Genomic DNA, 20,922 nt, shown 5'->3' with positions numbered 1-20,922 from the left:
AGCAATCGCGGTATTTAGCGGGAGTATGCGGCTGGTGTACGTAGCGCAACCAGGTTGGTAACCCGGGCCGCACCGGCTTGTTTGAGTTGCTGCGCGAGTGCATTGAGCGTGGCGCCTGAGGTCATTACGTCATCTACCACGGCCAGATGAAGGCCGTCCAGACTCCGGATGCGCTTGCGCCCGAAAAATCCTTGGTATCGAGCGACCGAGAACGCGTCTTGCACATTGTCGCGACGACTTTGGACATCGGCGAGTGCCGACTGCGGCAAGGTGCTCCGAGTGCGCGTGACGATGGTGGCCGATGCATTCGCATCCAGTAGACGCCCCAGCACGCGCGCGACTTCCCATGCTTGGTTGAACCCGCGCTGAGCGAGCCGGCTGCGTGCGAGCGGCACCGGGATGATGAGATCGGGTTGTACGTCCGCATAATGAGCCAACTGGGCGAGCTTGCGTGCAAACCAGCCGGCCAGGTTCAGGCGCGCGGAGAATTTCAGGGCGAGCGCCAGCGAGTCGTACGGCGCGCTGTAGTCGGCAAAGGCCAGTGTGGCGTCGAACGCCGGCGGCTCGACCACGCAACGGCTGCATCGCTGTGATGGGTCCTCGATCCCCGCGAGGGTAAGCGCGCAGCACGCGCAGCGCGGTGCGTCGTCGAGCGTGTCCTCAAGCGCTTCCAGCTCGCAATCGCGGCAAATTTCCAGGTGCGACATATTGCCGCATAAAAAGCAGCGGTTCTGCAGCGCGACGCGAAGCAGCGCCGGCCAGGCTGTGCGCAGGTTCACGCCGGTAACGGACGAAAGAAAATTCAGGCTACGTAGGTGCCCAAGTGCAAGCGCACATTTCGATACCGGCTGGAGTGGCATTTGCGTCATGGCGGCGGGGCAGGTGCTGCGCGTTAGTCTGCGCGTTTGACTGATTAAATCGAGGCTAACGAGTATACTTTGCAACCATCCGAGCGACAGGTAGTCACGTTGTCTAATTCCGCAGAATCAGGGCGCCCAGGCGCTGAAATCGAACGCCTCGAAAAGATTTTCGATCGGCGTGCTGCGAGCTTTCACGAGGTCGAATTTTTGCCGCGCGAAATTGCGCAGCGCATGCACGAGCGGCTCGACTACATCAAGTTGCAGCCGGCGCGGGTGCTGGATGCCGGCTGCGGGCCGGGCGCCGACTTGCCGCGGCTGCGCGAGCGCTACCCCGGCGCATCGGTGTTTGGACTCGATCTGTCAGGGCGCATGGCGCAGTTGGCGCGCGGGGATATCGCACCGATCGGCTGGCGCCGCATGTTGCCGCAAGGGTTGCGAGCCGCGATGGGCGCCGAATCCAGTACGACGAGCGTAGTGCAAGGCGATTACGGTCGACTGCCGTTCGCCGGCGGCGCGTTCGATCTGCTGTGGTCCAATCTAGCCTTGCAATGGCACGCGACCCCGGATCAGATTTTTCCAGAGTGGCAGCGCGCGCTGAAGGTGGGTGGTTTGCTGATGTTCAGTACATTGGGGCCGGACACCTTGCGCGAATTACGCGCGAACGGGAATCCCGATGCGACGCTGAGTTTTGTCGATATGCATGATTTTGGCGACATGCTGGTGGCGAGTGGCTTCGAGACGCCGGTCATGGATGCCGAAATTCTGACCGTGACGTATCGCAGCGCCGAAGCATTGCTGCGGGACGTGCGGCGCTGGGGCGGCGAGCCGCGCCGGGGAATGGGGCCGGTTGGCCTGGGTGGGCGCGCCGCGCTGGCGCGACAAATTGCCTCACTTGAATCGCAGCGGCGTGCGGATGGCACCATCGCGCTCACGTTCGAGGTAATTTATGGGCATGCGTGGAAAGCGCAGGTCAAGACCACGCCGCAAGGCTATAGCGTGATCCGTCCCGACGAAATTGGCCGGGGCGCTGGCATGATCAAACCGCTCAAGGGAATGAATTGAACGGTGAGCAAACGAATCAGGCAAATGAAGTAAGCAAATGAGCAGGCAAAGGACGCTGCAAATGCGCATAAACGCCGCTGCGGTGACGCATCGTCTTAATGAAAGTTTAAAATTGAGTGCACGATAGGCCGCCGATGTCGCAAAATGTTCGAAACCGTTGTGTCTAACGGCCGCGCTTGCTTGTGGCCGTTGGGCTTCCCGCCTATAATGCCGGGGCTTTCGGGTTATGCTGGCGAGTCTATCTCTGTTCGTTGCTGGCTAGCCTGAAACGGCATGCGTTGCCAGACACTGCAGGAGGGGGTGATGGAGCCGGGCAAATACCACGAGGATGCCGAGGTGTTGGCGAAAGATTGGTTGCTCAGGCGAAATTGCTCTGCAACCCCGCGGCAATTTGTGGGTTTTTATCTGGCGATTGCGGTGTTTTCGCTCGGTTTGGCAGTGACTGTTGCATTGACCGGGGCCTGGATGGTGTTGATTTTTTCCGGGTTGGAAGTGGTTGCGGTCGGGGTGGCGTTCGTGATCTATGCGCGGCATGCGGTCGATTACGAGCGCATCCAGTTGCGGCCTCATCGTTTGCTGATCGAGACGCGGTCGGCGGAGCGGGTGACACAACATGAATTGAACCCGCGGTGGGTTCGGGTCGAGGCGGGGCCGGTGGTAAGCGGCAAATGGGGACGCGAGTCCGAGCCGATCACGCTGCACGTTTCGGGTAAAAAGATTGAGATTGGACAACATCTTGCGCTTGAGCGGCGTGCTCAGTTTGCAGCTGAGTTGCGCGTATGGCTGCGGCGTTGTTCCTGAGGCATGCGTCCGAGCCTGACCGGCGCCACCGGGCAGGCTCGAGTCTGAATGGTTAATTTGGGTAAGGAAGCTATGAAATCAATCAAGCGAGCCCTGGCGGGCGGGCTGGCGATCGGTGGCCTGCTGATGGCGGGCGGGGCGTATGCCGTCGACGTCAAGGATAGTCCCGGAGGGCCGGCCGTTAATGAGCTGAATTTCCAACCGCCGGTGACCCATATCGCTCAGGAGCTTTACGACCTGCACACGGCGATGTTGCTGATTTGCCTGGTGATTTTTGTCGGCGTGTTCGGCGTGATGTTTTATTCGATTTTTGCGCACCGCAAGTCGAAAGGATACAAAGCGGCCAATTTTCATGAAAGCACCACGGTTGAAATCCTCTGGACCGCCGTGCCGCTGCTGATCGTGATTGCGATGGCCGTGCCAGCGACCCGTTCCGTGGTCGCGATGAAAGACACCGCGAACGCCGACCTGACCGTCAAAGTGACGGGCTATCAGTGGAAGTGGGGCTACGACTACATCAAAGGGCCGGGCGAAGGCATTTCGTTCATTTCCTCGTTGTCGACACCGCGAGCCGAAATAGATGGCCGCGCACCGATCACCGATACCTATTTGCAGGAAGTCGACCACCCGCTGGTGGTGCCGGTCGGTAAAAAAATCCGCATCATTACGACCGCGGCCGACGTGGTGCACTCGTGGTATGTGCCGGCGTTCGGCGTCAAGCAGGATGCGATTCCCGGTTTCGTGCGCGATACCTGGTTCAAGGCCGAGCAGGTTGGCACCTTCCGTGGCTTCTGCACCGAGCTGTGCGGCAAGGAACATGCGTTCATGCCTGTGGTGGTGGACGTACTGTCTGAGGGCGACTACGCGGCATGGGTCAAGACGACGCAATCCGCGGCCCTGGCGGCAGGCGCCGCTACTGCGGCCCACACGGGCGACTACTCGCACGCCGAGCTGATTGCGAACGGCCAGAAAGTTTATATGAGCAACTGCGTCGCCTGCCATCAGGCAAACGGCAAGGGCGTCGGGCCCTTTCCGGCGCTGGATGGCGATCACATCGTGAACGGCCCGGTCTCGGACAACATCAATATCGTGTTGCACGGCAAGGGCCAGATGCCGGCTTGGGGCACTGACTTGAGCGATCTCGAGATTGCCTCGGTGGTCACCTATATTCGTAATTCGTGGGGTAATCACACCGGCCAGACTGTACAGCCCGGCGTGGTCGGCGCCGCGCGTGACGGCAAGACGCTGCCAGGCGGCCAAAAACAGGCGGCCAGCCCGGCGCCTGTCGAGAGCAGCAAGGTCGCCAGCTGAGAGTTGCTTCGGGCGCGAGGCTGCGCCCGGTGTGCGAATTAAAAGATTTGCCCGCGCATTCCTGCGGGCATCGTAGTCAAGCGTAAGGAGAGGGGTTATGTCGACGGTCTCGCACGATCACGTGGTGGGTCACGATCACGATCACGCGCACGGTTATCCGCAAGGCTGGCGGCGCTGGCTATATGCCACCAATCACAAGGACATCGGTACGCTCTACCTGATTTTCTCGTTCACCATGTTTATGGTGGGCGGTGTGATGGCGCTGATTATCCGTACCGAATTGTTCCAGCCGGGCCTGCAGATCGTGCGTCCCGAGTTCTTTAACCAGATGACGACCCTGCACGGGCTGATCATGATCTTCGGTGCGATCATGCCGGCCTTCGTCGGCTTCGCGAACTGGATGGTTCCGCTGCAAATCGGCGCGCCGGACATGGCGTTCGCGCGCATGAACAACCTGAGCTTCTGGCTGCTCCCGCCGGCCGCGTTCCTGCTGGTGGTTTCACTGTTTTCACCCGGCGGCGCCACCGCTGCGGGCTGGACGCTCTATGCGCCGCTGTCGGTGCAAATGGGCCCGGGCATGGACCTGGGTATTTTCGCGATCCACATTCTCGGCGCTTCGTCGATCATGGGCTCGATCAACATCGTCGTGACCATCCTTAACCTGCGCGCTCCCGGCATGACGTTGATGAAAATGCCGATGTTCGTCTGGACCTGGCTGATCACCGCCTTCCTGCTGATCGCCGTGATGCCGGTGCTGGCAGGCGCGATCACCATGCTGTTGTTCGATCGCCACTTCGGCACCTCGTTCTTCAATGCGGCAGGTGGCGGCGACCCGGTTCTGTATCAGCACGTATTCTGGTTCTTCGGTCACCCTGAGGTGTACATCATGATTTTGCCGGCGTTCGGCATTATCTCCCAGGTGATTCCGGCGTTCTCGCGCAAAAAGCTGTTTGGCTATAGCTCCATGGTGTACGCGACGTCGTCGATCGCGATCCTGTCGTTCATGGTGTGGGCTCACCACATGTTCGTCACCGGCATGCCGGTGACCGGCCAGTTGTTCTTCATGTACGCGTCGCTGCTGGTGGCCGTGCCGACCGGCGTGAAGGTGTTCAATTGGATCGCGACGATGTGGCGCGGCTCCATGACCTTCGAAACGCCGATGTTGTTCGCAATTGGCTTTCTGTTCGTGTTCACGATGGGTGGCTTTACCGGTCTGATCCTGGCGATTGCACCGCTCGATATCGCGCTGCACGGCACCTATTACATCGTGGCGCACTTCCACTATGTGCTGGTGGCAGGTTCTCTGTTCGCGCTGTTCGCCGGCTGGTATTACTGGTCGCCGAAGTGGACCGGGTTCATGTACAACGAACTGCGCGGCAAGATTCACTTCTGGGGTTCGTTGATCTCGTTCAACGTGACGTTCTTCCCGATGCACTTTCTTGGTCTGGCCGGGATGCCGCGTCGCTATGCCGATTATCCGGCGCAGTTCACCGACTTCAATCAGGTTGCGACGATCGGTGCGTTCGTGTTCGGCTTGATGCAGGTGTACTTCCTGTTCTGGGTCGCGCTGCCGGCTTATCGCGGCGCCGAGAACCATCTGGAAGCGGGCGACAAGCCGTGGGATGGTGCCGAGGGCCTGGAATGGACGTTGCCGAGCCCGCCGCCGTTCCATACGTTTGAAACACCGCCGGTGGTCGAGTAATAGCGCCCGTAAGAGCACCCGCAGCGCAATGTATTGTTAGTGCCGGGCTCGCGCCCGGCTTTAGAAAAGATCATGAACCAGAAATCGCAGGTAACCCTGACTGAGCAGCAACGTCGCGCATGTTTTCGCGGCGGGATGATTTTGTTGGGTATCGTGTTGGTGTTTTTTGTCGCGTCGATCGCCAGCCACGTCTTGTAGCGGCTGGACAATCGGTCAGCGATGCTTGGCTTTGGGAGTGGCGGATGCTGGATGCAGAGGGCAAGCCGAGCTTTTTGAAAGCCATCAAAGCAGTGATGTGGTCTTTCTTCGGGATACGCAAAGGACGTGATCATCAGCGTGATTTGGCTGGGTTGAACCCGGTCCACGTGATTCTCGCGGCGGTATTGTGCGGTGCATGTTTCATACTTGTGTTGATCACAGTAATACATGTTGTTGTTGCCAAGTAGTCGGCATCGCTGACAGGCACGATTGTTAAAATTGGATTGAAGTGGAGATACAACAATGAGCGCACATACGCCAGGCTCAACTTATTTCGTCCCGCAGCCATCACGCCATCCGCTGACGGCTGCGATCGGCCTGCTGTGCATGTTCTTCTCGCTGGCTGCCTGGCTCAATGGGGAGAGCTTTGCGCCTATCGGTTTTGCGATTGGCTTGGTCTGGCTGCTCTACGTGTTGTGGCAATGGTTTGGCGACGCGATCGCGGAATCGCAGAGCGGCTCTTACGGCAAGCTGGTCGATTCGTCATTCCGCTGGAGCATGAGCTGGTTTATCTTCTCCGAAGTGATGTTCTTCGGCGCGTTTTTTGGTGCATTGTTCTACGCGCGAGAGTTTGCGCTCGACATGCTCAATAACGTCAACACGCAGGTTATCTGGCCGGATTTCGCAGCCACTTGGCCGAACATCGGGCCGGGCAACCTGGTCTCGCACTTCCGTTCGATGACGCCGTGGCCGGTTCCGACCATCAACACGGCGCTGTTGTTGTCGTCGGGCGCTACGCTGACCATGTCGCACCATGCGCTGCGCGAGAATCACCGCAGGAAAGCGTGTACCTGGCTGGCGATCACGATCGCTCTGGGTGTGGCCTTCCTGTTCTGCCAAGGCTTCGAGTATTTTCACGCGTACAACGAACTGAACCTGAAGTTGACCTCGGGCGTCTACGGCTCGACCTTCTTCCTGCTGACCGGTTTCCACGGTTTCCACGTGACGATGGGCGGCTTGATGCTCAGCGTCGTATTGGTGCGCATGTTGCGCGGCGACTTCACCGCGGAGCATCATTTCGCGTTCGAGGGCGCCGCTTGGTATTGGCACTTTGTCGACGTGGTGTGGCTGGGGCTGTATATCGTCGTGTACTGGCTCTGAGCCCGGGATTGCGAAGCGTCTAGCTCGATAGACCGTTTTCGCTGATTACGCTGCGCCGCCCCTGTGGGCGGCGTTGTCGCTTACGGCGAGCCGATGCGACGATTTGCCGCAGTGTTGCCGGGCCCGGCAACGGGCCCAGTGGACGATTTTAGCGGCCGATCGGGATGCCAGTCGACTGTATCCAACCCATCCAGTTGGCGAACAGGATGAAGAGGAACAGGGCGATGGAAAAGCCCACGCGAAACATCAGCGAATACACCATGCGCTTGCTGTTCCCACGGTCCTTCATCATGAAATACAGGGCGGAGGCGAGGCTCCCAATTATGAGGATGAAAGCGATGACGACAACGATACGCATGAATTCGGCCAAAAAATGAATCTACAGATTATCGCATTGCTATGTGCGGGGTGCGCTTGGGACTGCAAGGACGCGAGAGGCGCGCGATGCTGAAAATCAAGTTCTGGCCGGCATTTGCGGTTATCGTTGTGGCGATGCTGACGACAAGCTTGGGTTTCTGGCAGCGCAGCCGGGCGCATGAGAAGGAGGCGCGGCAGGCGCTCATCGAACAGTTCGAGCACGCAAGCGTGATCGAACTGGGCACACAAATGTTGCCGGTGAGTGGGGTCGAATATCACCGGATCGTCGCGCGTGGGCATTTTTTGCCGGAGCTGACGGTTTATCTGGACAATCGCCCGTATCAGGATCAATCGGGCTTTTACGTCATCACGCCGTTCAAGCTCGATAACGGCGGTGCGGTGCTGGTGAGTCGCGGCTGGTTGCCCCGCAACTCGGTCGATCGTACGGTGATCGCGCCTTACAGTACCCCTAGTGGGAGCATCGAGTTGACGGGTATTGCCCGCGCCGATGCGACACGCGTTTATGAACTTGGGCATGACGGTTCTGCGCCGCATTTGAAAATTCGGCAAAATCTTGCCGTGGATGCCTATGCGAACGAAACCGGCTTGTCGCTGCAGCCTTTCGTGCTCGAACAAACGAGCGCTGACGGCGATGGCCTGGTTCGCGATTGGCCCGCACCGGCCACCGGGGTCGAGCGTAACTATGGCTATATGCTGCAATGGTGGGGCATGGCGATTGCCGTGATCGTCGTGGGGCTATATGCCGCACGTCGCTCGGCACGCCAGCAACGCCAGCAGGAACCCGACCAGCTTGATTGAAGCAGGGGCGAGCCGCCGGCCTGGCCCGCTCGCCTGAGTTATTTAAAGGAATCCGTTTTGTCCAAACCAGTCCGTCCAACAGCCGGCCGGCGTCCCATGCAGCCGCCCCCGACGCCTACGCAGTTGCGCCGCTCACGAGCCATGATCCTGTTGGTGCTGGCGATTTGCGCTGCGCCCGTTATCGCATCGTATCTGACCTACTACTTTTTCAAACCGCACGGCGGCACGACCAACTATGGCGCGCTTATTTCGCCGCAGCGGCCGGTGCCGGACAGTCTTGTCGTGCGCGATTCGAACGGCGCCGTCGTCCCTCACACTGCATTTGCAGGCAAGTGGTTGTTGATTTCGGTGGCACCCAGCAGCTGTGACGAAAGTTGTGCCACGCGGCTTTATTTCGCACGCCAGATCCGAGCCACGCAAGGCGCCGAGCGCGACCGGATCGAAACCGTGTGGCTGCGTACCGATGCCGGCCCGATCGCACCGAAGATACTCAACGCCTACCCCGACACGCACGCGTGGATAGTCGACCCGGCTGCGCTCGCGCAATGGTTCCCGGTCGATGACGGCACCGCGATCGGCGACCATATCTATGTAATCGACCCGAATGGTAATTTGATGATGCGGTTTCCCAAGGATGCCGATCCGAGCAAAATCAAGAACGACATCGGCAAGTTATTGAGAGCGTCGTCGATCGGCTAATCGATGCGATGGCGATAGCAACGTGAGGAAGTAGCGGCGCGGCGGCGGGGATGATTACGCGAGGGTTGCGCGCGAGGGGGGCAATAGCCCCACAAGAGCCGCACCAGGGCCGCGCGAGGTTCTCGCGAGCTTTTTTAACGGAAGTTGAGATGTTCGTACTGCAAATCTGCCTGACTGGTCTGTGCATTGCGCTGTTTCCCCTGACCTATATCTGGGTCAAAGGCGACGCCAACAAATTTCGCAAACTGGTGTGGGTGACGACCTTCCTGACCATGGATCTGGTGATGTTTGGCGGCTTCACGCGTCTCACCGATTCGGGATTGGGCTGTCCCGACTGGCCGGGCTGCTATGGCACGGCCTCGCCGTTTGTCGCTCATGCGGCGATACACGCCGCACACGCGCTGATGCCCACCGGGCCGGTCAGCATGACCAAGGCCTGGATCGAAATGCTGCATCGTTATTTCGCCACTGCCATTGGTGTGCTGATCGTCGTGCAAGTCGTGCTGGCCTGGGCCAAACGTCGGCAGTTGCAGATTTCGCCGTGGTGGCCGACCGCCCTGCTGGCACTGATCTGCGTGCAAGGCGCGTTTGGCGCGTGGACTGTCACGCTCAAGCTGCAACCGGTGATCGTTACAATACATTTGCTGCTGGGCCTGGCCATGCTGGCCATGCTGGGTTGGCTGGGCGCGCGCCTGACGCCGGCGCCGGCTGACCCGCAAGCCGCGCCCTGGCAGGGGGCCGCGGTATTCGGGCTGATTTTGCTGATAGTGCAGATTGCGCTGGGCGGCTGGGTGAGTACCAACTATGCCGTGCTGGCATGTAGCGATTTCCCCACCTGCAATGGCATGTGGGTGCCCCCGATGGACTTCAGCCATGGCTTCCACCTGTGGCGCCAACTGGGCCGCACCGGTGACGGCGAGGTGCTGTCCCAGGATGCCCTGGTGGCCATCCACTGGCTGCACCGTACGTTTGCTTTCGTGGTGGTGCCGTACATCGCATGGCTCGCGTGGAAGTTGCGGCGTTATGCCACACTGCGCGCGCCGGCCACCGGCCTGTTGGCGGTAATCGTGATTCAGTTCGTGACAGGGCTTTCGAACATCGTGCTGCAGTGGCCGCTGGCCATTGCAGTGGCTCATAACGGCGGCTCGGCAGTCCTGTTGTTGTTGCTCGTCATGCTAAACTACAGGTTGAGCGTCGCTCGACTGGGCGCGCGCTGCGATGCTACCGGCTATGCCCCTTCTCGGGCTCGATAAGAGAGTGGATAAATGCCAAGTGCGTGCCAAGTGCGGATCTGAATGCAGATGCCGGATGTGGACGAGCAGCGCAAATGCGCCTCTCATATGCTACAAGTAGCCGAGCGACCGAACCGTTTGAACTCATTCCAGCGGCCACTATGCGTGAGCCCATCATGAAAAGTACCACTCTGCCAGCTCAGTCCCCCACGCCGGGTAGCCGTGTCACCCAATATCTTGCCCTGACCAAGCCGCGGGTGACCCAACTCGCCGTCTTTTGCGCCGTGATCGGGATGTTTCTCGCGACACCAGGCATGGTGCCCTGGCAGGTTCTGATCGGCGGCACCATCGGCATCGGTTTGCTGGCGGGCGCCGCGTTTGCGATCAACTGTCTGGTCGAACAGAAAATAGACGCGTTGATGCGCCGTACCGCATGGCGTCCTTCTGCCAACGGCCAGATCAGTGCCCCGCAAATCATCGTGTTTTCCGCGGTGCTCGGCAGCTTGGGAATGTGGGTGCTTTACGCGTTCACCAATGCGCTGACGATGTGGCTGACGCTGGCGACCTTTGTCGGCTACGCGGTGGTTTACACCATTATCCTGAAGCCCTCGACGCCGCAGAACATCGTGATCGGCGGCGCTTCGGGCGCGATGCCACCGGCGCTGGGATGGGCCGCGGTCACCGGGCATGTGCCGCATCAGGCATGGATACTGGTGTTGATTATCTTCGTCTGGACGCCGCCGCATTTCTGGTCGCTGGCCTTGTACCGCCGTCAGGATTACCTGAAAGCCGGGCTGCCGATGCTGCCTAATACGCATGGCGAAAAGTTTACGCGTTTGCAGATTCTGCTATACAGCATCGTGTTGTTCGGGGTCTCGCTGCTGCCGTATGCGGTCCAGATGAGTGGCCTGATTTATCTGCTTTCTGCGGTTGTGCTCGATGCGATCTTTCTGGGGTATGCGTGGAAAATCTATCGCGCGTATTCTGACGAGTTGGCCAGGCGTGCTTTCCGTTATTCGATTCTCTACCTATCGCTGTTGTTCGCCGCGTTACTGGTCGACCACTATACGCGTCCGTTGCTCGGGTTCTAATATGCATTCCAAACGCCCGTTCGCGTCACTGCGCAATGCTCTAATATGCGCGATGGTGGCCACCACGTTGTTGGCCGCCTGTGATTCCAAACCCGATTTCACCAATCTCGACCTGACCGGTAATACCGCGTTCGGCCAGAATTTCTCGTTGCCCGACACGCAAGGCAAAACGCTGAACGTCGGCGATTTCAAGGGAAAGGCGGTGGTGCTGGTATTCGGATACACCCATTGCCCTGATGTGTGTCCCACTACCTTGGCTGACCTTTCGCAGGCCATGCAGCAGCTCGGGGATGCGAGCAAGCAGGTGCAAGTGCTGTTTATCACGCTGGATCCGCAGCGCGACACGGCTGCGGTGCTTGGACAATATGTGAAAGCATTTAACCCGACGTTTATTGGCCTGCGTCCCGATAGCGACGCTGCGCTCACAAGCGTGACGCACGATTTCCGGATCTACCATGCCAATGTCGCCGGCACGACGCCGGGCGACTACACCGTGGATCACACTGCGGCCAGCTACGTCTTCGACGAGAAGGGGCAGTTGCGCTTGTATGTGAAAGACGCACAGGGCGCGCAGTCCTGGGTACATGATCTGAAGTTGCTGCTGTCTTAGCGGCAATCGCAGCCCCTCTCATGCGCTACCCCGTGCTGACCGGCAATATTCTGACAACGCAGGGCTGGATCCTTGGCTGCCTAACGGTACGCGACGGACGCATTGCGCATCTCGACGGCGTTCCGGTCGATCCTCAAACCAATCAAGAGCCCTATATTTTGCCGGGCTTTATCGATCTGCATGTGCACGGTGGCGGCGGAGCCGACGTCATGGAGGGCGCTGCTGCTGTTTTGACGATGGCGCGTCTGCATGCACGGCATGGCACCACCGGCTTGCTCGCAACCACGATGACGGCGCCGCGCCCGGAGCTGGAAACGGTGTTGGCGGAGCTCGCGCGAGCCGCGCAATCGCGTCCTGGCGGTAGTGCACGCTTGCTCGGCGTACATCTGGAAGGACCGTATCTGAATCCGGCCAAGCTTGGCGCCCAGCCCGACGCGGCCAAAACCGCGGCGTTGGAGGAAGTGCTGCACTTTCTATCGCTGGCGCCGGTGAGGGTCGTAACGCTGGCGCCGGAAGTCGCGGGCCACGCGCCCATTATCGAAGCGCTGGCGGCGCGAGGCATACGCGTACAAATCGGTCACACGCTGGGAAGTTACGAAGACGGCGTTGCGGCGCTGCGCTGCGGCGCCAGCGGCTTCACGCATTTGTTCAATGCGATGAGCGGCTTGCATCATCGCGAGCCAGGTATGGTGGGCGCGGCGCTTGCGCATGCGGAATTCGCCGAATTAATCCCCGATCTACTGCACGTTCACCCCGGCGCGATCCGAGCCGCGTTACGCGCCATTCCCAAGCTGTATTGCGTCACCGACGCAACCGCAGCCACAGGCATGCCGGACGGCGCATATCGCCTTGGTAGCCAGCATGTTCACAAGTGCCTGGGCGCAGTTCGGCTTGCCGACGGCACACTGGCCGGAAGCATCCTGACAATGGATCAGGCGCTGCGCAATCTGGTCGAACTGGGGTTGCCCTTGGCGGACGTGTCGGCGCGACTGTCTCGTCACGCGGCGGACTATCTGGGACTGATGCAGCGCGGACGTATCGAGGCCGATGCCTACGCCGACCTGGTCGTTTTCGACCGCGACATCAAGCTGCAGGAAGTGTACGTGGAGGGGGAGAGCATCGAGGTGCTGCCTTGATCAGCGGCTTAAACCGCACTAAGCAGATACTTGTGAGCAGAGCTGGCGTGAGAGCGAGCCGCGTGGAACCTACACAAATCTCACGCAAGGGACGATCCCATGCGTGTTGATCAACTTAAATAAGCCGGACCTACCAAACGGGGCCAGCTACTGCAAGGTACGACCCGCAGTCGCACGGTCCCATCGCAAAACTAGCGTTGACGGCTTGAATAGTCCGACGCACGGATGCGGATGGGGATCAGACGCTTGCGCGCTTCCTGTTCCGCCATCTGGCGAATTCCGCTGACGATCGCGACACCCAGCGTGCCAAATGCCAACAACAGGCCCAAAGCCAGGATCCAGTTCGTATCCAACATGGCGCACTCCAAATAAAGCATGACTTCAATATTGCGGTGGATCGGGCGTTGCAAGTAGCTCGGCTGCAAAGCAGTCTGGCCGCATGAACGAACGCCTAAACGAAATTCCCGTTCCTCAGATAACACTATAACGGCAAAACAAAAAACATATGCCGCGTTTTACTGGGTTCGAGCCGCCAAATTACAGCGCCGGATACGTCTGACCCCGCTTGCGAGGCCCGTGCACTGGGGCGCTACGCGTGTCGAGAGCCTTCAGTACACGATTGCGCAAAAATGCAAGAAAGTGTTACGAATAATAGCCCGGCACATCCGTCAGGTGTAATCGTGCAAGGCGGAGCGCATTTTCTTCATCGCGCTGACCTCGATTTGCCGGATGCGCTCGGCCGATACGCCAAACTCGTCCGCCAGATCGTGCAAGGTGGCGCCGCCCGAGCCATCGTCGGACACCTGCAGCCAGCGCGCTTCGATAATGCGGCGGCTGCGCGCGTCGAGCGACTCCAGCGCGCTGCCCAGCCCGTCGCTTTGCAAGCGGTCAAACTGGCGCGCGGCCAGCACTTCGGTGGGCTCGTCATGCGTGTCGGTCAGGTATCCGATCGGCGCGAACGCTTCCTCGCCATCTTCGACTTGACCTTCCAGGGCGATATCGCCACCGGACAAGCGCGTTTCCATCTCGGCGACTTCTTCGCGCTTGACGTTCAGTTCCTTCGCGAGCCCTTCGATTTCATCGGGCGTGAACGCGTGTATGCCCTGCTTGTGGCTGCGCAGGTTAAAGAACAGCTTGCGCTGCGCCTTGGTCGTCGCAACCTTGACCATGCGCCAGTTGCGCAAGATGTACTCATGGATCTCGGCCTTGATCCAATGCATGGCGTAGGACACCAGCCGCACATTCTGTTGCGGATCGAAGCGCTTCACGGCTTTCATCAAACCGATATTGCCTTCCTGGATCAGGTCGGCATGGGGCAAACCGTAGCCCAGATAATTCCGGGCGATCGACACCACCAGCCGCAGGTGCGAGAGCACCAGTTGGCGAGCTGCGTCCAAATCGTTGCGGTCGCGGTATTCGATGGCCAGCCGCTGCTCCTCGGCGGCGGTCAGCAACGGAACCCGGTTGACGGCCTGGATATAGGCGTCAATGTTACCCACGGGCCCCAAGAGGCTGTTTGCCGCGACGAGAGTACCGGACCTGGCAGCCGGCGCGCCTGACTTACGCATACCCACGCCTGCTTCGTTCAAGCTGGCGATGGCGGGTAAGGTCATGTCCTGGTTCACGTTCAAACTCCTTTTCGTCTTGCATTGCAACATACATCGCGGTGATTTTAGCACTCACTTGCGCGGAGTGCTAAGAGCCACGTCAACCCCTTAAAATTGAGATCAACTTTTTTGTCTGGTTTTTGGGATTTTTCGTCCGATGACCAGTCATAGAAGTAACTATATTGTGATGTATGCGCCTAATAGGGCATTTTTTACGCCGCAAGGTGCCCGCCTCTCGGACGGATCCGAGCTATTGGGGCAAAATCCGATATGACGCTGAATGCCCTTAGCTGCAGTAGACACCATTCTCTTTAAACGTGGCTTAAGGCCAGTCCGTTTTTTTGATTTTGGAGGGGAAGATCAATGTACAACGTTCAAACAAGAACACATTGGTTGCGCTACATGGCCATGGCATTGCTGGCGGCGATTTCCACCCACGCCAGCGCCGATCAGTTCGGCCTTCAATTGGGTGCGGGGACGGGCGATCGGGGCATCAAAAAAGGCGATCTGGGATTCGTTTGGGATCCCAATATTACGTGGTGGGACACCGGCAATTGGCACTTTACGGCGCTCGCCGAGGGGCACGTCGCGCAGTGGCATACCGATGAGGGAAATGTCAACGCGAGCATTACCGAATTTGGTCTGAATCCTATCGTCCGGTTCGTCAAGAACGGCGGGGATATCCGGCCTTACATCGAGGGTGGTGTGGGGTTGCGCGGCTTATCGCATGCGGTTATCGCGACCGATTACAGCCTTTCCACCGGATTTCAATTTACGGAAATAGCGGGCGTCGGTCTGATGTTCGGGCAGCGTGGTCAATACCAGCTCGGGTATCGGTTCCAGCATATATCCAACGCCGATATCAAAAAGCCTAACCCCGGCGTCAATTTCCACGAAGTGTACGTGCAATACAATTTCTGACCGTGCGACTGCGCAGCCGTGCGACCACGCAGCCGCGCAGCTCAGGCCGCCTGTGCCGAGACTATGCGCAGAATCACGTTCACTTGCCGGGTGATCTGCTCGGGCACGGCAATCTTGCCGGCCAGCACGTCGTCGATCCACTGCGCGGTAGTATCGGCGTCGCGGCTGGCCGGCAGAGCCGGCAAGGGAGCCTCGGCGGCCCGATGCTCCGCCGCGACCACCGTCTCGATCCGGGCGTCATGAAGCCAGTCGATCTGAACCTGCCGGCGCGTGTCGGCGACCGCTTCGCCTTCAGTACCACGCGCAAGCAGCGCACCGCCAACACCGATCTCGGGGTGCGCCTTGAACAGTTCCGCAAGGTTCTCGCGATATTCCGGGTGAGTGTAGTTGACCAGCCGCAACGCGTGACCGCCCTTGGGATGACCGAGTTTTGGATAGCTAAAGGGCTGCAATAGCTTCACCAAGGTGTGAGTCGAATTGCGCACCCCCAGCACTCGGCGCAAGGCGAGCAACCGCGCCATGGGCGGCGAGAGCGTATCGATCGGCGCGAACGCGATCAGGCGGGTCTTGAGCGCCGCTTCGATATCGGTGCTGTTGCGCGATTGTTCGATGCCCAGATAAGAGAAGATTTCCGCGCTGGTTACGCGCCCCGGGTCGTCGGTCACGCCGTGAACCAGCACCGGCACGCCTTCGCGCGCGAGCAGCAGCGCCAGCAAGGGCGTCAAATTCGCCTGCTTGCGCGCGCCGTTATACGTGGGAATGGAAACCGGCCGGAACGCCGTCTGGGGCGCTGCCAGTGGGGTCAATGTGGCATGGGCCGAGGCCAGCATGCCCGCCAGCTCGGCCGGCGTTTCGCCTTTGAGCCGGTAGGCGATCAATACGGCGCCCAACTCGACGTCGCTCACCTCGCCGGCCAACATCGCCTCGTAGAGCGCACCCGCGTCGGTACTCGACAGCGCTCGGGCGCCATTAGGGCCGCGCCCGATTTCCTTGAGAAACGGAGCGCAGCGAAAAACAGATTCAGTCATGTGTATTCAGGAAGTGGGAAGGGCTGCCGCATGCGCAATCATGCGCCTAAGTTCCGGCAAACACGACCCGCATTGAATGCCGCATTTGAGCGCGTCTTGCAATCCAGCGAGCTGCGCAGCGGTGCCACATGTGTCGGATGAGCGCGCCGCGAGCCAACTGCCGATCGCATTTTCGCTCACTCCGAGACATAGTCAAATCGTTTTGCTGCGCGACTCTCTTGCACATCGAGCGATGCCAGAGCCAGCGTCGGTGTGCCGCCTAAGGGTTAGGCGCCAACACTCATGGGTAGCTCCTCGATTACGCGTGTATCGTGAAGCCGTCGGCGTACGCCTTGGGCTCGCTCGGATCCCACACCACGCCGTCGATCAGGGTCGCGCCGCGCATGTCCGTTTTAGGCAACGCGACGCTCGCAGCGGCTGCCGCCTGCTTATAGACGTCGATGCGGTTGACTTGCTTGGCGACCGCCAGATAATCCGGATGGTCTTTGAGCAGGCCCCAGCGTTTTTGCTGGGTCAGAAACCACATGCCATCCGACAGGTACGGGAAATTGACCGCGCCGTCTTCAAAAAAGCGCATCGGATTGGCATCGTCCCAGGTCTTGCCCAAGCCATTGGAATAGCGTCCGAGCATGCGGTCGACGATCACGTCTTCGTCCGTGTCGACATAGGGCTCGGCGGCTATCGTCATGGCCGTTTTTTGCCGGTTCGAAATCGAGGCATCGATAAAGCGGGAGGCCTCCAATACGGCGGCCACCATGGCGCGCGAGGTATTGGGATAGCGCTCGACAAATTCGGCCGTGGTGCCCAGCACCTTTTCGGGATGGTCTTTCCAGATGTCTTGCGTGGTCACGGCGGTGAAGCCGATCTTATCCGCGATCGCACGCGCATTCCACGGCTCGCCGACGCAAAAGCCGTCCATGTTGCCGACTCGCATATTCGCCACCATCTGTGGCGGCGGTACCGTGATCGAACGCGCATCGGTCATCGGGTTGATGCCGTTGGCGGCCAGCCAGTAGTAGAGCCACATGGCGTGCGTGCCGGTCGGGAACGTCTGCGCAAACGTGTATTCGCGCTTCTCGCGCTTCATAAGCGCGGCCAGCGTCGTGCCGTCAGTCACGCCTTTTTGCGCCAACTGGCTCGATAGCGTGATGGCTTGGCCGTTGTGGTTGAGGGTCATCAGCGCGGCCATGTCTTTCTTCGGGCCGCCGATTCCGAGCTGCACACCATAGATCAATCCGTACAGCACATGTGACGCATCGAGGTCGCCGTTGACTAGTTTGTCGCGCACGCCGGCCCATGACGCTTCCTTGCTGGGCGTGATCTTGATGCCGTATTTCTTGTCGAAGCCCAATGTGGACGCCATGACCACCGAAGCGCAATCCGTCAGCGGAATAAAGCCGATCTTGACCTCCGGCTTTTCCGGTGCGTCCGAGCCTGCTGCCCAGGCGCCAGCGCGCACGCGCGGATCGACCATGCTCAGAGTGCTGACGCCTGCGGCGGCTTGCGCCGCACCCGACAGCAATTTACGTCGCTGCGGGTTTTGCGAGGCATGCAACAGGTTCGAAGCCGGCCGGCTCGTTTGCGTCATAGTGCTTTCTCCGCGATAAAAAAAGCGTCCCGAAACGTGCGTGTGCGCAGCGCAGTCGCTGTGCATCGTTACGTTTCGGGACGCCGTCATCCCATTAGTGTACCCGTCATTGGGCGCACCGAATTTATCAAGACCACCATTGGCCTCCGGCGAATATAGGCAAGCCGCGTGCCAATGGATAAAGCGAGGCTGGGTCGGCAAGCTTGAGCGCCAGTGGGCGGGGATCCCGTCGAGAAGGAATGGGGAAAGTAAGTTGGCAGATGGGTAGGCGCGCTGTGTGACCGGTTCGATCTCGCGGTGCGGGTCTATTCGCAAATGGTGCTCCTTTTGTGGTGCATTGCACCATGCGAGTGCTGCCGCGGGTGTGTCGTCGGCGCGCTTTAACTGAGTGCAGCGGAAATGTCGATAATGCGCTGCGCGGCCTCGGCGATGCGGATGTTCTTTTCCATCGCAAGTTTGCGCAGGCGCCGGTAGGCCTCGTCTTCGGTCACCTGGAGCTGCTGCATCAACAAGCCCTTGGCGCGCTCCACCACTTTACGTTCGGCGAGCTTGTTGCGCGTCTCGGCCAACTCGCTGCGCAACTGCTGTTCGAACTGGAAGCGTGCGTAGGCAACGTCGAGCACCGGTTTGACACGATCCGGCTTGATGCCGTCGACGATGTAAGCGGTGATGCCGGCGGCAATCGAGCTGCGTATCCGGTCATTGTCCGTGTTGTCGGTAAACAGCACGATAGGACGGGGTGCGTGCTGCGTGCTCACGCACACGTGCTCGACCAGGTCGCGGGCCGCGGCTTCCGATTCGATGATCAACAAATCCGGCTGACTCGCTTCGATCAGACGCGGCAGATCCAAATCGGCGTCCGCCACGCTGACAAGTTCATACCCCGCGTCGGCCAGGCCGGAGCGGATCGCGCTGACATCGTCTTCATGAGAATTGAAGGGATCGCGCACGAGCAGGATACGCAACGGCACGGGTGCCGTCGCGGCGGGTTCTGCGGAATCGCTGGCCCCGAGGGCTGTAGCGGGTGCGGAAGACGGTTTTTTCATCAAAGTTCCGGCAAGGGAATGCGGTGTCGCGTCCCCCGGAAGATACAGCAAGTTTTACGCCTGAAATATTCCGATTGATATCCCCGGCGATCAAGATAGGGCAGGAGTTTAGCCGTGGGTCGATCGGCAAATCGACTAATTTGAGCGCGTGCCCCGAATATAACCATATTGCTAGGAAGGCAACGCAGGGAACATAATAAGCGCCGCTGCACCGGACCTATTTATGGCTCGCGGCACGAAACCCATTCAATGCGCACGCTTGGTGGCGGGCGCCCGAGTTAGCCCCTGGAGAGACCCAAATGACTTTCGTTTTCCCCCCCGCCCCTGCGGCTGCGGTTCCCGTCGTCGGATCGGAGCAGCAATTCGCGGTTCGCCGGATTTACTGCGTCGGCCGTAATTATGAAGCGCATGCGCGGGAGATGGGACATGATCCCGATCGCGAGCCGCCGTTTTTCTTTTGCAAGCCGGCTGATGCGGTGGTGTACGCGGCAACTGGCGAGACGGCCAACTTTCCCTATCCGTCGCAGTCGCAGGACGTGCACTACGAAATGGAAATGGTTGTCGCGATCGGTAAGCAGGGCAAGGACATTTCGGTTGAGAGCGCCTTGGACCACGTCTATGGTTATGCGCTGGGCCTGGACATGACGCGCCGCGATCTGCAGGCGCAGATGAAGAAAATGGGTCGTCCGTGGGATATCGCCAAGGGCTTCGATTACTCCGCGCCGCTGGGGCCTATCTATCCGGTTAGCGCCGTGGGGCACCCGAGCGAAGGCGCGATCTGGTTGAAGGTGAACGGCGTGGACCGTCAGCGTTCGGACATTTCGCAATTGATCTGGTCGGTGCCCGAGACCATCGCCTATCTGTCGACCTTGTTCGAATTGTTCCCGGGCGACTTGATTTACAGCGGCACACCGGAAGGCGTGGGCCCGATCGTGCGCGGCGACCTGATGGTGGGCGGCGTGCAGGGTTTGGGCGAGATCACTGTCAAGATTAGCTGAGAGGGTGGGTTGGGGGGGGGCGAGAGAATTAGCCGAGGAGACATAATTTGAAGCTGTATAGCTATTTTCGCAGTTCAGCCGCCTATCGCGTTCGGATCGCATTGAATCTGAAGGGGCTGCCTTACGACATCTTGCCTGTGCATTTGCTTAGGGACGGTGGCCAGCATTGCGCGCCGGACTACACGGAACGCAATCCGGATGCGCTGGTGCCGACGATGACGCTCGATGACGGCACAGTGCTGCACCAGTCGCTGGCGATGATCGAGTATCTCGAAGAGGTCCATCCCACGCCCTCGCTGCTGCCAGGTACAGCGTTGGACCGCGCGTATGTGCGCGGGATCGCGCAGCACGTTGCTTGCGATATTCATCCGATCGACAACTTGCGCGTGTTGGGTTATCTGAAACGCCTCGGGGTCGACGACGAAGCGCGCAACGCCTGGTATCGGCACTGGATAGAGGTCGGCTTCGCATCGCTTGAAACGCGGCTGGCGAAGAGCGCTCGCACGGGATTGTTTGCCTTGGGCGATACGCCTACGATGGCGGATGCCTGCCTGGTCCCGCAGATTTTTAACGCGCATCGGTTCAAGGTCGATATGGTTGCATTTCCGACGCTGCAACGTATCTACGAGCACGCGGGGACGTTGGACGCGTTTGCACGCGCTGCACCCGCGGCACAACCAGACGCTGAATAAATG

At 59.7% G+C, this 20,922-nt stretch carries 22 protein-coding genes and 1 pseudogene; 16 read left to right on the top strand and 7 right to left on the bottom strand.

What is annotated here, in order from left to right; all coding sequences use genetic code 11:
* Positions 1 to 14 precede the first annotated feature (14 nt).
* A complete protein-coding gene (locus GSQ77_RS23170) occupies positions 15 to 860 on the bottom strand; it encodes a ComF family protein (RefSeq protein ID WP_254067747.1) in 846 nt (281 codons plus the stop codon).
* Between the two features lie 108 nt (positions 861 to 968).
* Here GSQ77_RS23170 and GSQ77_RS23165 point away from each other — a divergent pair, with 108 nt between their 5' ends.
* The 7 genes and pseudogenes from GSQ77_RS23165 to GSQ77_RS23140 all read left to right on the top strand — a co-directional run bounded on the left by GSQ77_RS23165 (position 969) and on the right by GSQ77_RS23140 (position 7,095).
* On the top strand, positions 969 to 1,922 hold the full coding sequence (locus GSQ77_RS23165; RefSeq protein WP_158905200.1) for a methyltransferase domain-containing protein: 954 nt from the start codon (positions 969 to 971) through the stop codon (positions 1,920 to 1,922).
* 303 nt (positions 1,923 to 2,225) lie between these two features.
* Positions 2,226 to 2,723 carry a DUF2244 domain-containing protein gene (locus GSQ77_RS23160; RefSeq protein ID WP_158906511.1) on the top strand — a complete coding sequence of 166 codons (498 nt, stop codon included), beginning with the start codon at positions 2,226 to 2,228 and terminating at the stop codon, positions 2,721 to 2,723.
* 48 nt (positions 2,724 to 2,771) lie between these two features.
* Positions 2,772 to 3,992 (top strand): annotated as a pseudogene (gene coxB, locus GSQ77_RS23155) (cytochrome c oxidase subunit II); the annotation flags it as partial.
* A gap of 139 nt (positions 3,993 to 4,131) precedes the next feature.
* Positions 4,132 to 5,736, top strand: coding sequence for a cytochrome c oxidase subunit I (gene ctaD, locus GSQ77_RS23150; RefSeq protein WP_158905196.1), 1,605 nt, complete (start codon positions 4,132 to 4,134; stop codon positions 5,734 to 5,736).
* 72 nt (positions 5,737 to 5,808) lie between these two features.
* Positions 5,809 to 5,934, top strand: a complete 126-nt coding sequence (locus GSQ77_RS29860; RefSeq protein WP_301951181.1) for a hypothetical protein — start codon at positions 5,809 to 5,811, stop codon at positions 5,932 to 5,934.
* A 44-nt stretch (positions 5,935 to 5,978) separates the two neighbouring features.
* On the top strand, positions 5,979 to 6,182 hold the full coding sequence (locus tag GSQ77_RS23145) for a DUF2970 domain-containing protein (protein WP_158905194.1): 204 nt from the start codon (positions 5,979 to 5,981) through the stop codon (positions 6,180 to 6,182).
* Positions 6,183 to 6,237: 55 nt separating this feature from the next.
* On the top strand, positions 6,238 to 7,095 hold the full coding sequence (locus GSQ77_RS23140; RefSeq protein WP_158905192.1) for a cytochrome c oxidase subunit 3: 858 nt from the start codon (positions 6,238 to 6,240) through the stop codon (positions 7,093 to 7,095).
* 148 nt (positions 7,096 to 7,243) lie between these two features.
* Here GSQ77_RS23140 and GSQ77_RS23135 read toward each other — a convergent pair whose 3' ends face one another.
* A complete protein-coding gene (locus GSQ77_RS23135; protein WP_158905190.1) occupies positions 7,244 to 7,453 on the bottom strand; it encodes a twin transmembrane helix small protein in 210 nt (69 codons plus the stop codon).
* An 89-nt stretch (positions 7,454 to 7,542) separates the two neighbouring features.
* Here GSQ77_RS23135 and GSQ77_RS23130 point away from each other — a divergent pair, with 89 nt between their 5' ends.
* From GSQ77_RS23130 to nagA, 6 genes are all read left to right on the top strand, one after another.
* Positions 7,543 to 8,271: an SURF1 family protein gene (locus tag GSQ77_RS23130; RefSeq protein ID WP_254067829.1), complete on the top strand. Its 729-nt coding sequence runs from the start codon at positions 7,543 to 7,545 to the stop codon at positions 8,269 to 8,271.
* Between the two features lie 96 nt (positions 8,272 to 8,367).
* Complete coding sequence (locus GSQ77_RS23125; protein WP_158906509.1) at positions 8,368 to 8,970, top strand: cytochrome C oxidase subunit I; 603 nt, start codon at positions 8,368 to 8,370, stop codon at positions 8,968 to 8,970.
* Positions 8,971 to 9,119: 149 nt separating this feature from the next.
* On the top strand, positions 9,120 to 10,223 hold the full coding sequence (locus tag GSQ77_RS23120; protein WP_158905186.1) for a heme A synthase: 1,104 nt from the start codon (positions 9,120 to 9,122) through the stop codon (positions 10,221 to 10,223).
* 155 nt (positions 10,224 to 10,378) lie between these two features.
* Complete coding sequence (cyoE, locus tag GSQ77_RS23115; RefSeq protein WP_158905184.1) at positions 10,379 to 11,293, top strand: heme o synthase; 915 nt, start codon at positions 10,379 to 10,381, stop codon at positions 11,291 to 11,293.
* A 52-nt stretch (positions 11,294 to 11,345) separates the two neighbouring features.
* Entirely contained in the window at positions 11,346 to 11,903 is a 558-nt protein-coding gene (locus GSQ77_RS23110) for an SCO family protein (RefSeq protein ID WP_254067828.1), read from the top strand.
* 32 nt (positions 11,904 to 11,935) lie between these two features.
* Positions 11,936 to 13,039 (top strand): N-acetylglucosamine-6-phosphate deacetylase, encoded by a 1,104-nt coding sequence (gene nagA, locus GSQ77_RS23105; protein ID WP_158906507.1) that lies wholly within the window; start codon positions 11,936 to 11,938, stop codon positions 13,037 to 13,039.
* Between the two features lie 191 nt (positions 13,040 to 13,230).
* Here the strand turns inward: nagA and GSQ77_RS23100 are convergent, their stop codons facing one another.
* Together GSQ77_RS23100 and rpoH are read right to left on the bottom strand one after the other, a co-directional pair.
* Positions 13,231 to 13,395: a hypothetical protein gene (locus GSQ77_RS23100; protein WP_158905180.1), complete on the bottom strand. Its 165-nt coding sequence runs from the start codon at positions 13,393 to 13,395 to the stop codon at positions 13,231 to 13,233.
* Between the two features lie 312 nt (positions 13,396 to 13,707).
* Positions 13,708 to 14,607 carry an RNA polymerase sigma factor RpoH gene (gene rpoH, locus GSQ77_RS23095; RefSeq protein WP_158906505.1) on the bottom strand — a complete coding sequence of 300 codons (900 nt, stop codon included), beginning with the start codon at positions 14,605 to 14,607 and terminating at the stop codon, positions 13,708 to 13,710.
* 402 nt (positions 14,608 to 15,009) lie between these two features.
* On the opposite strand from rpoH, the gene GSQ77_RS23090 reads away from it, so the two are divergent.
* Positions 15,010 to 15,567, top strand: coding sequence for an acyloxyacyl hydrolase (locus GSQ77_RS23090; protein ID WP_254067745.1), 558 nt, complete (start codon positions 15,010 to 15,012; stop codon positions 15,565 to 15,567).
* A 41-nt stretch (positions 15,568 to 15,608) separates the two neighbouring features.
* On the opposite strand, the gene ybiB is transcribed toward GSQ77_RS23090, so the two are convergent.
* The 3 genes from ybiB to GSQ77_RS23075 form a co-directional block, all read right to left on the bottom strand.
* Positions 15,609 to 16,595 carry a DNA-binding protein YbiB gene (ybiB, locus tag GSQ77_RS23085; protein WP_158905178.1) on the bottom strand — a complete coding sequence of 329 codons (987 nt, stop codon included), beginning with the start codon at positions 16,593 to 16,595 and terminating at the stop codon, positions 15,609 to 15,611.
* Between the two features lie 298 nt (positions 16,596 to 16,893).
* On the bottom strand, positions 16,894 to 18,183 hold the full coding sequence (locus GSQ77_RS23080; protein WP_158905176.1) for a CmpA/NrtA family ABC transporter substrate-binding protein: 1,290 nt from the start codon (positions 18,181 to 18,183) through the stop codon (positions 16,894 to 16,896).
* A 380-nt stretch (positions 18,184 to 18,563) separates the two neighbouring features.
* Positions 18,564 to 19,229 carry an ANTAR domain-containing response regulator gene (locus GSQ77_RS23075; RefSeq protein ID WP_158905174.1) on the bottom strand — a complete coding sequence of 222 codons (666 nt, stop codon included), beginning with the start codon at positions 19,227 to 19,229 and terminating at the stop codon, positions 18,564 to 18,566.
* Positions 19,230 to 19,528: 299 nt separating this feature from the next.
* Between GSQ77_RS23075 and GSQ77_RS23070 the strand changes: the two genes are divergently transcribed.
* Complete coding sequence (locus GSQ77_RS23070) at positions 19,529 to 20,227, top strand: fumarylacetoacetate hydrolase family protein (protein WP_158905172.1); 699 nt, start codon at positions 19,529 to 19,531, stop codon at positions 20,225 to 20,227.
* 47 nt (positions 20,228 to 20,274) lie between these two features.
* Positions 20,275 to 20,919, top strand: coding sequence for a maleylacetoacetate isomerase (gene maiA / locus GSQ77_RS23065; RefSeq protein ID WP_158905170.1), 645 nt, complete (start codon positions 20,275 to 20,277; stop codon positions 20,917 to 20,919).
* The last annotated feature ends 3 nt before the right edge of the window (positions 20,920 to 20,922 follow it).

Source organism: Burkholderia sp. L27(2015) (assembly GCF_009765705.1).
In the GTDB taxonomy this organism is placed as follows: Bacteria; Pseudomonadota; Gammaproteobacteria; order Burkholderiales; family Burkholderiaceae; genus LMUX01.
This window is presented reverse-complemented; position numbering and strand designations above follow the sequence as displayed.

What these genes read in the sequence shown, in the direction of transcription:
- GSQ77_RS23170 (WP_254067747.1), bottom strand. Translation starts at nt 860, where the DNA reads ATGCCACTCCAGCCGGTATCGAAATGTGCGCTTGCACTTGGGCACCTA.
- GSQ77_RS23160 (WP_158906511.1), top strand. Translation starts at nt 2,226, where the DNA reads ATGGAGCCGGGCAAATACCACGAGGATGCCGAGGTGTTGGCGAAAGAT.
- ctaD (WP_158905196.1), top strand. Translation starts at nt 4,132, where the DNA reads ATGTCGACGGTCTCGCACGATCACGTGGTGGGTCACGATCACGATCAC.
- GSQ77_RS29860 (WP_301951181.1), top strand. Translation starts at nt 5,809, where the DNA reads ATGAACCAGAAATCGCAGGTAACCCTGACTGAGCAGCAACGTCGCGCA.
- GSQ77_RS23145 (WP_158905194.1), top strand. Translation starts at nt 5,979, where the DNA reads ATGCTGGATGCAGAGGGCAAGCCGAGCTTTTTGAAAGCCATCAAAGCA.
- GSQ77_RS23140 (WP_158905192.1), top strand. Translation starts at nt 6,238, where the DNA reads ATGAGCGCACATACGCCAGGCTCAACTTATTTCGTCCCGCAGCCATCA.
- GSQ77_RS23135 (WP_158905190.1), bottom strand. Translation starts at nt 7,453, where the DNA reads ATGCGTATCGTTGTCGTCATCGCTTTCATCCTCATAATTGGGAGCCTC.
- GSQ77_RS23125 (WP_158906509.1), top strand. Translation starts at nt 8,368, where the DNA reads ATGCAGCCGCCCCCGACGCCTACGCAGTTGCGCCGCTCACGAGCCATG.
- GSQ77_RS23120 (WP_158905186.1), top strand. Translation starts at nt 9,120, where the DNA reads ATGTTCGTACTGCAAATCTGCCTGACTGGTCTGTGCATTGCGCTGTTT.
- cyoE (WP_158905184.1), top strand. Translation starts at nt 10,379, where the DNA reads ATGAAAAGTACCACTCTGCCAGCTCAGTCCCCCACGCCGGGTAGCCGT.
- GSQ77_RS23110 (WP_254067828.1), top strand. Translation starts at nt 11,346, where the DNA reads ATGGTGGCCACCACGTTGTTGGCCGCCTGTGATTCCAAACCCGATTTC.
- GSQ77_RS23100 (WP_158905180.1), bottom strand. Translation starts at nt 13,395, where the DNA reads ATGTTGGATACGAACTGGATCCTGGCTTTGGGCCTGTTGTTGGCATTT.
- rpoH (WP_158906505.1), bottom strand. Translation starts at nt 14,607, where the DNA reads ATGCGTAAGTCAGGCGCGCCGGCTGCCAGGTCCGGTACTCTCGTCGCG.
- GSQ77_RS23090 (WP_254067745.1), top strand. Translation starts at nt 15,010, where the DNA reads ATGTACAACGTTCAAACAAGAACACATTGGTTGCGCTACATGGCCATG.
- ybiB (WP_158905178.1), bottom strand. Translation starts at nt 16,595, where the DNA reads ATGACTGAATCTGTTTTTCGCTGCGCTCCGTTTCTCAAGGAAATCGGG.
- GSQ77_RS23080 (WP_158905176.1), bottom strand. Translation starts at nt 18,183, where the DNA reads ATGACGCAAACGAGCCGGCCGGCTTCGAACCTGTTGCATGCCTCGCAA.
- GSQ77_RS23075 (WP_158905174.1), bottom strand. Translation starts at nt 19,229, where the DNA reads ATGAAAAAACCGTCTTCCGCACCCGCTACAGCCCTCGGGGCCAGCGAT.
- GSQ77_RS23070 (WP_158905172.1), top strand. Translation starts at nt 19,529, where the DNA reads ATGACTTTCGTTTTCCCCCCCGCCCCTGCGGCTGCGGTTCCCGTCGTC.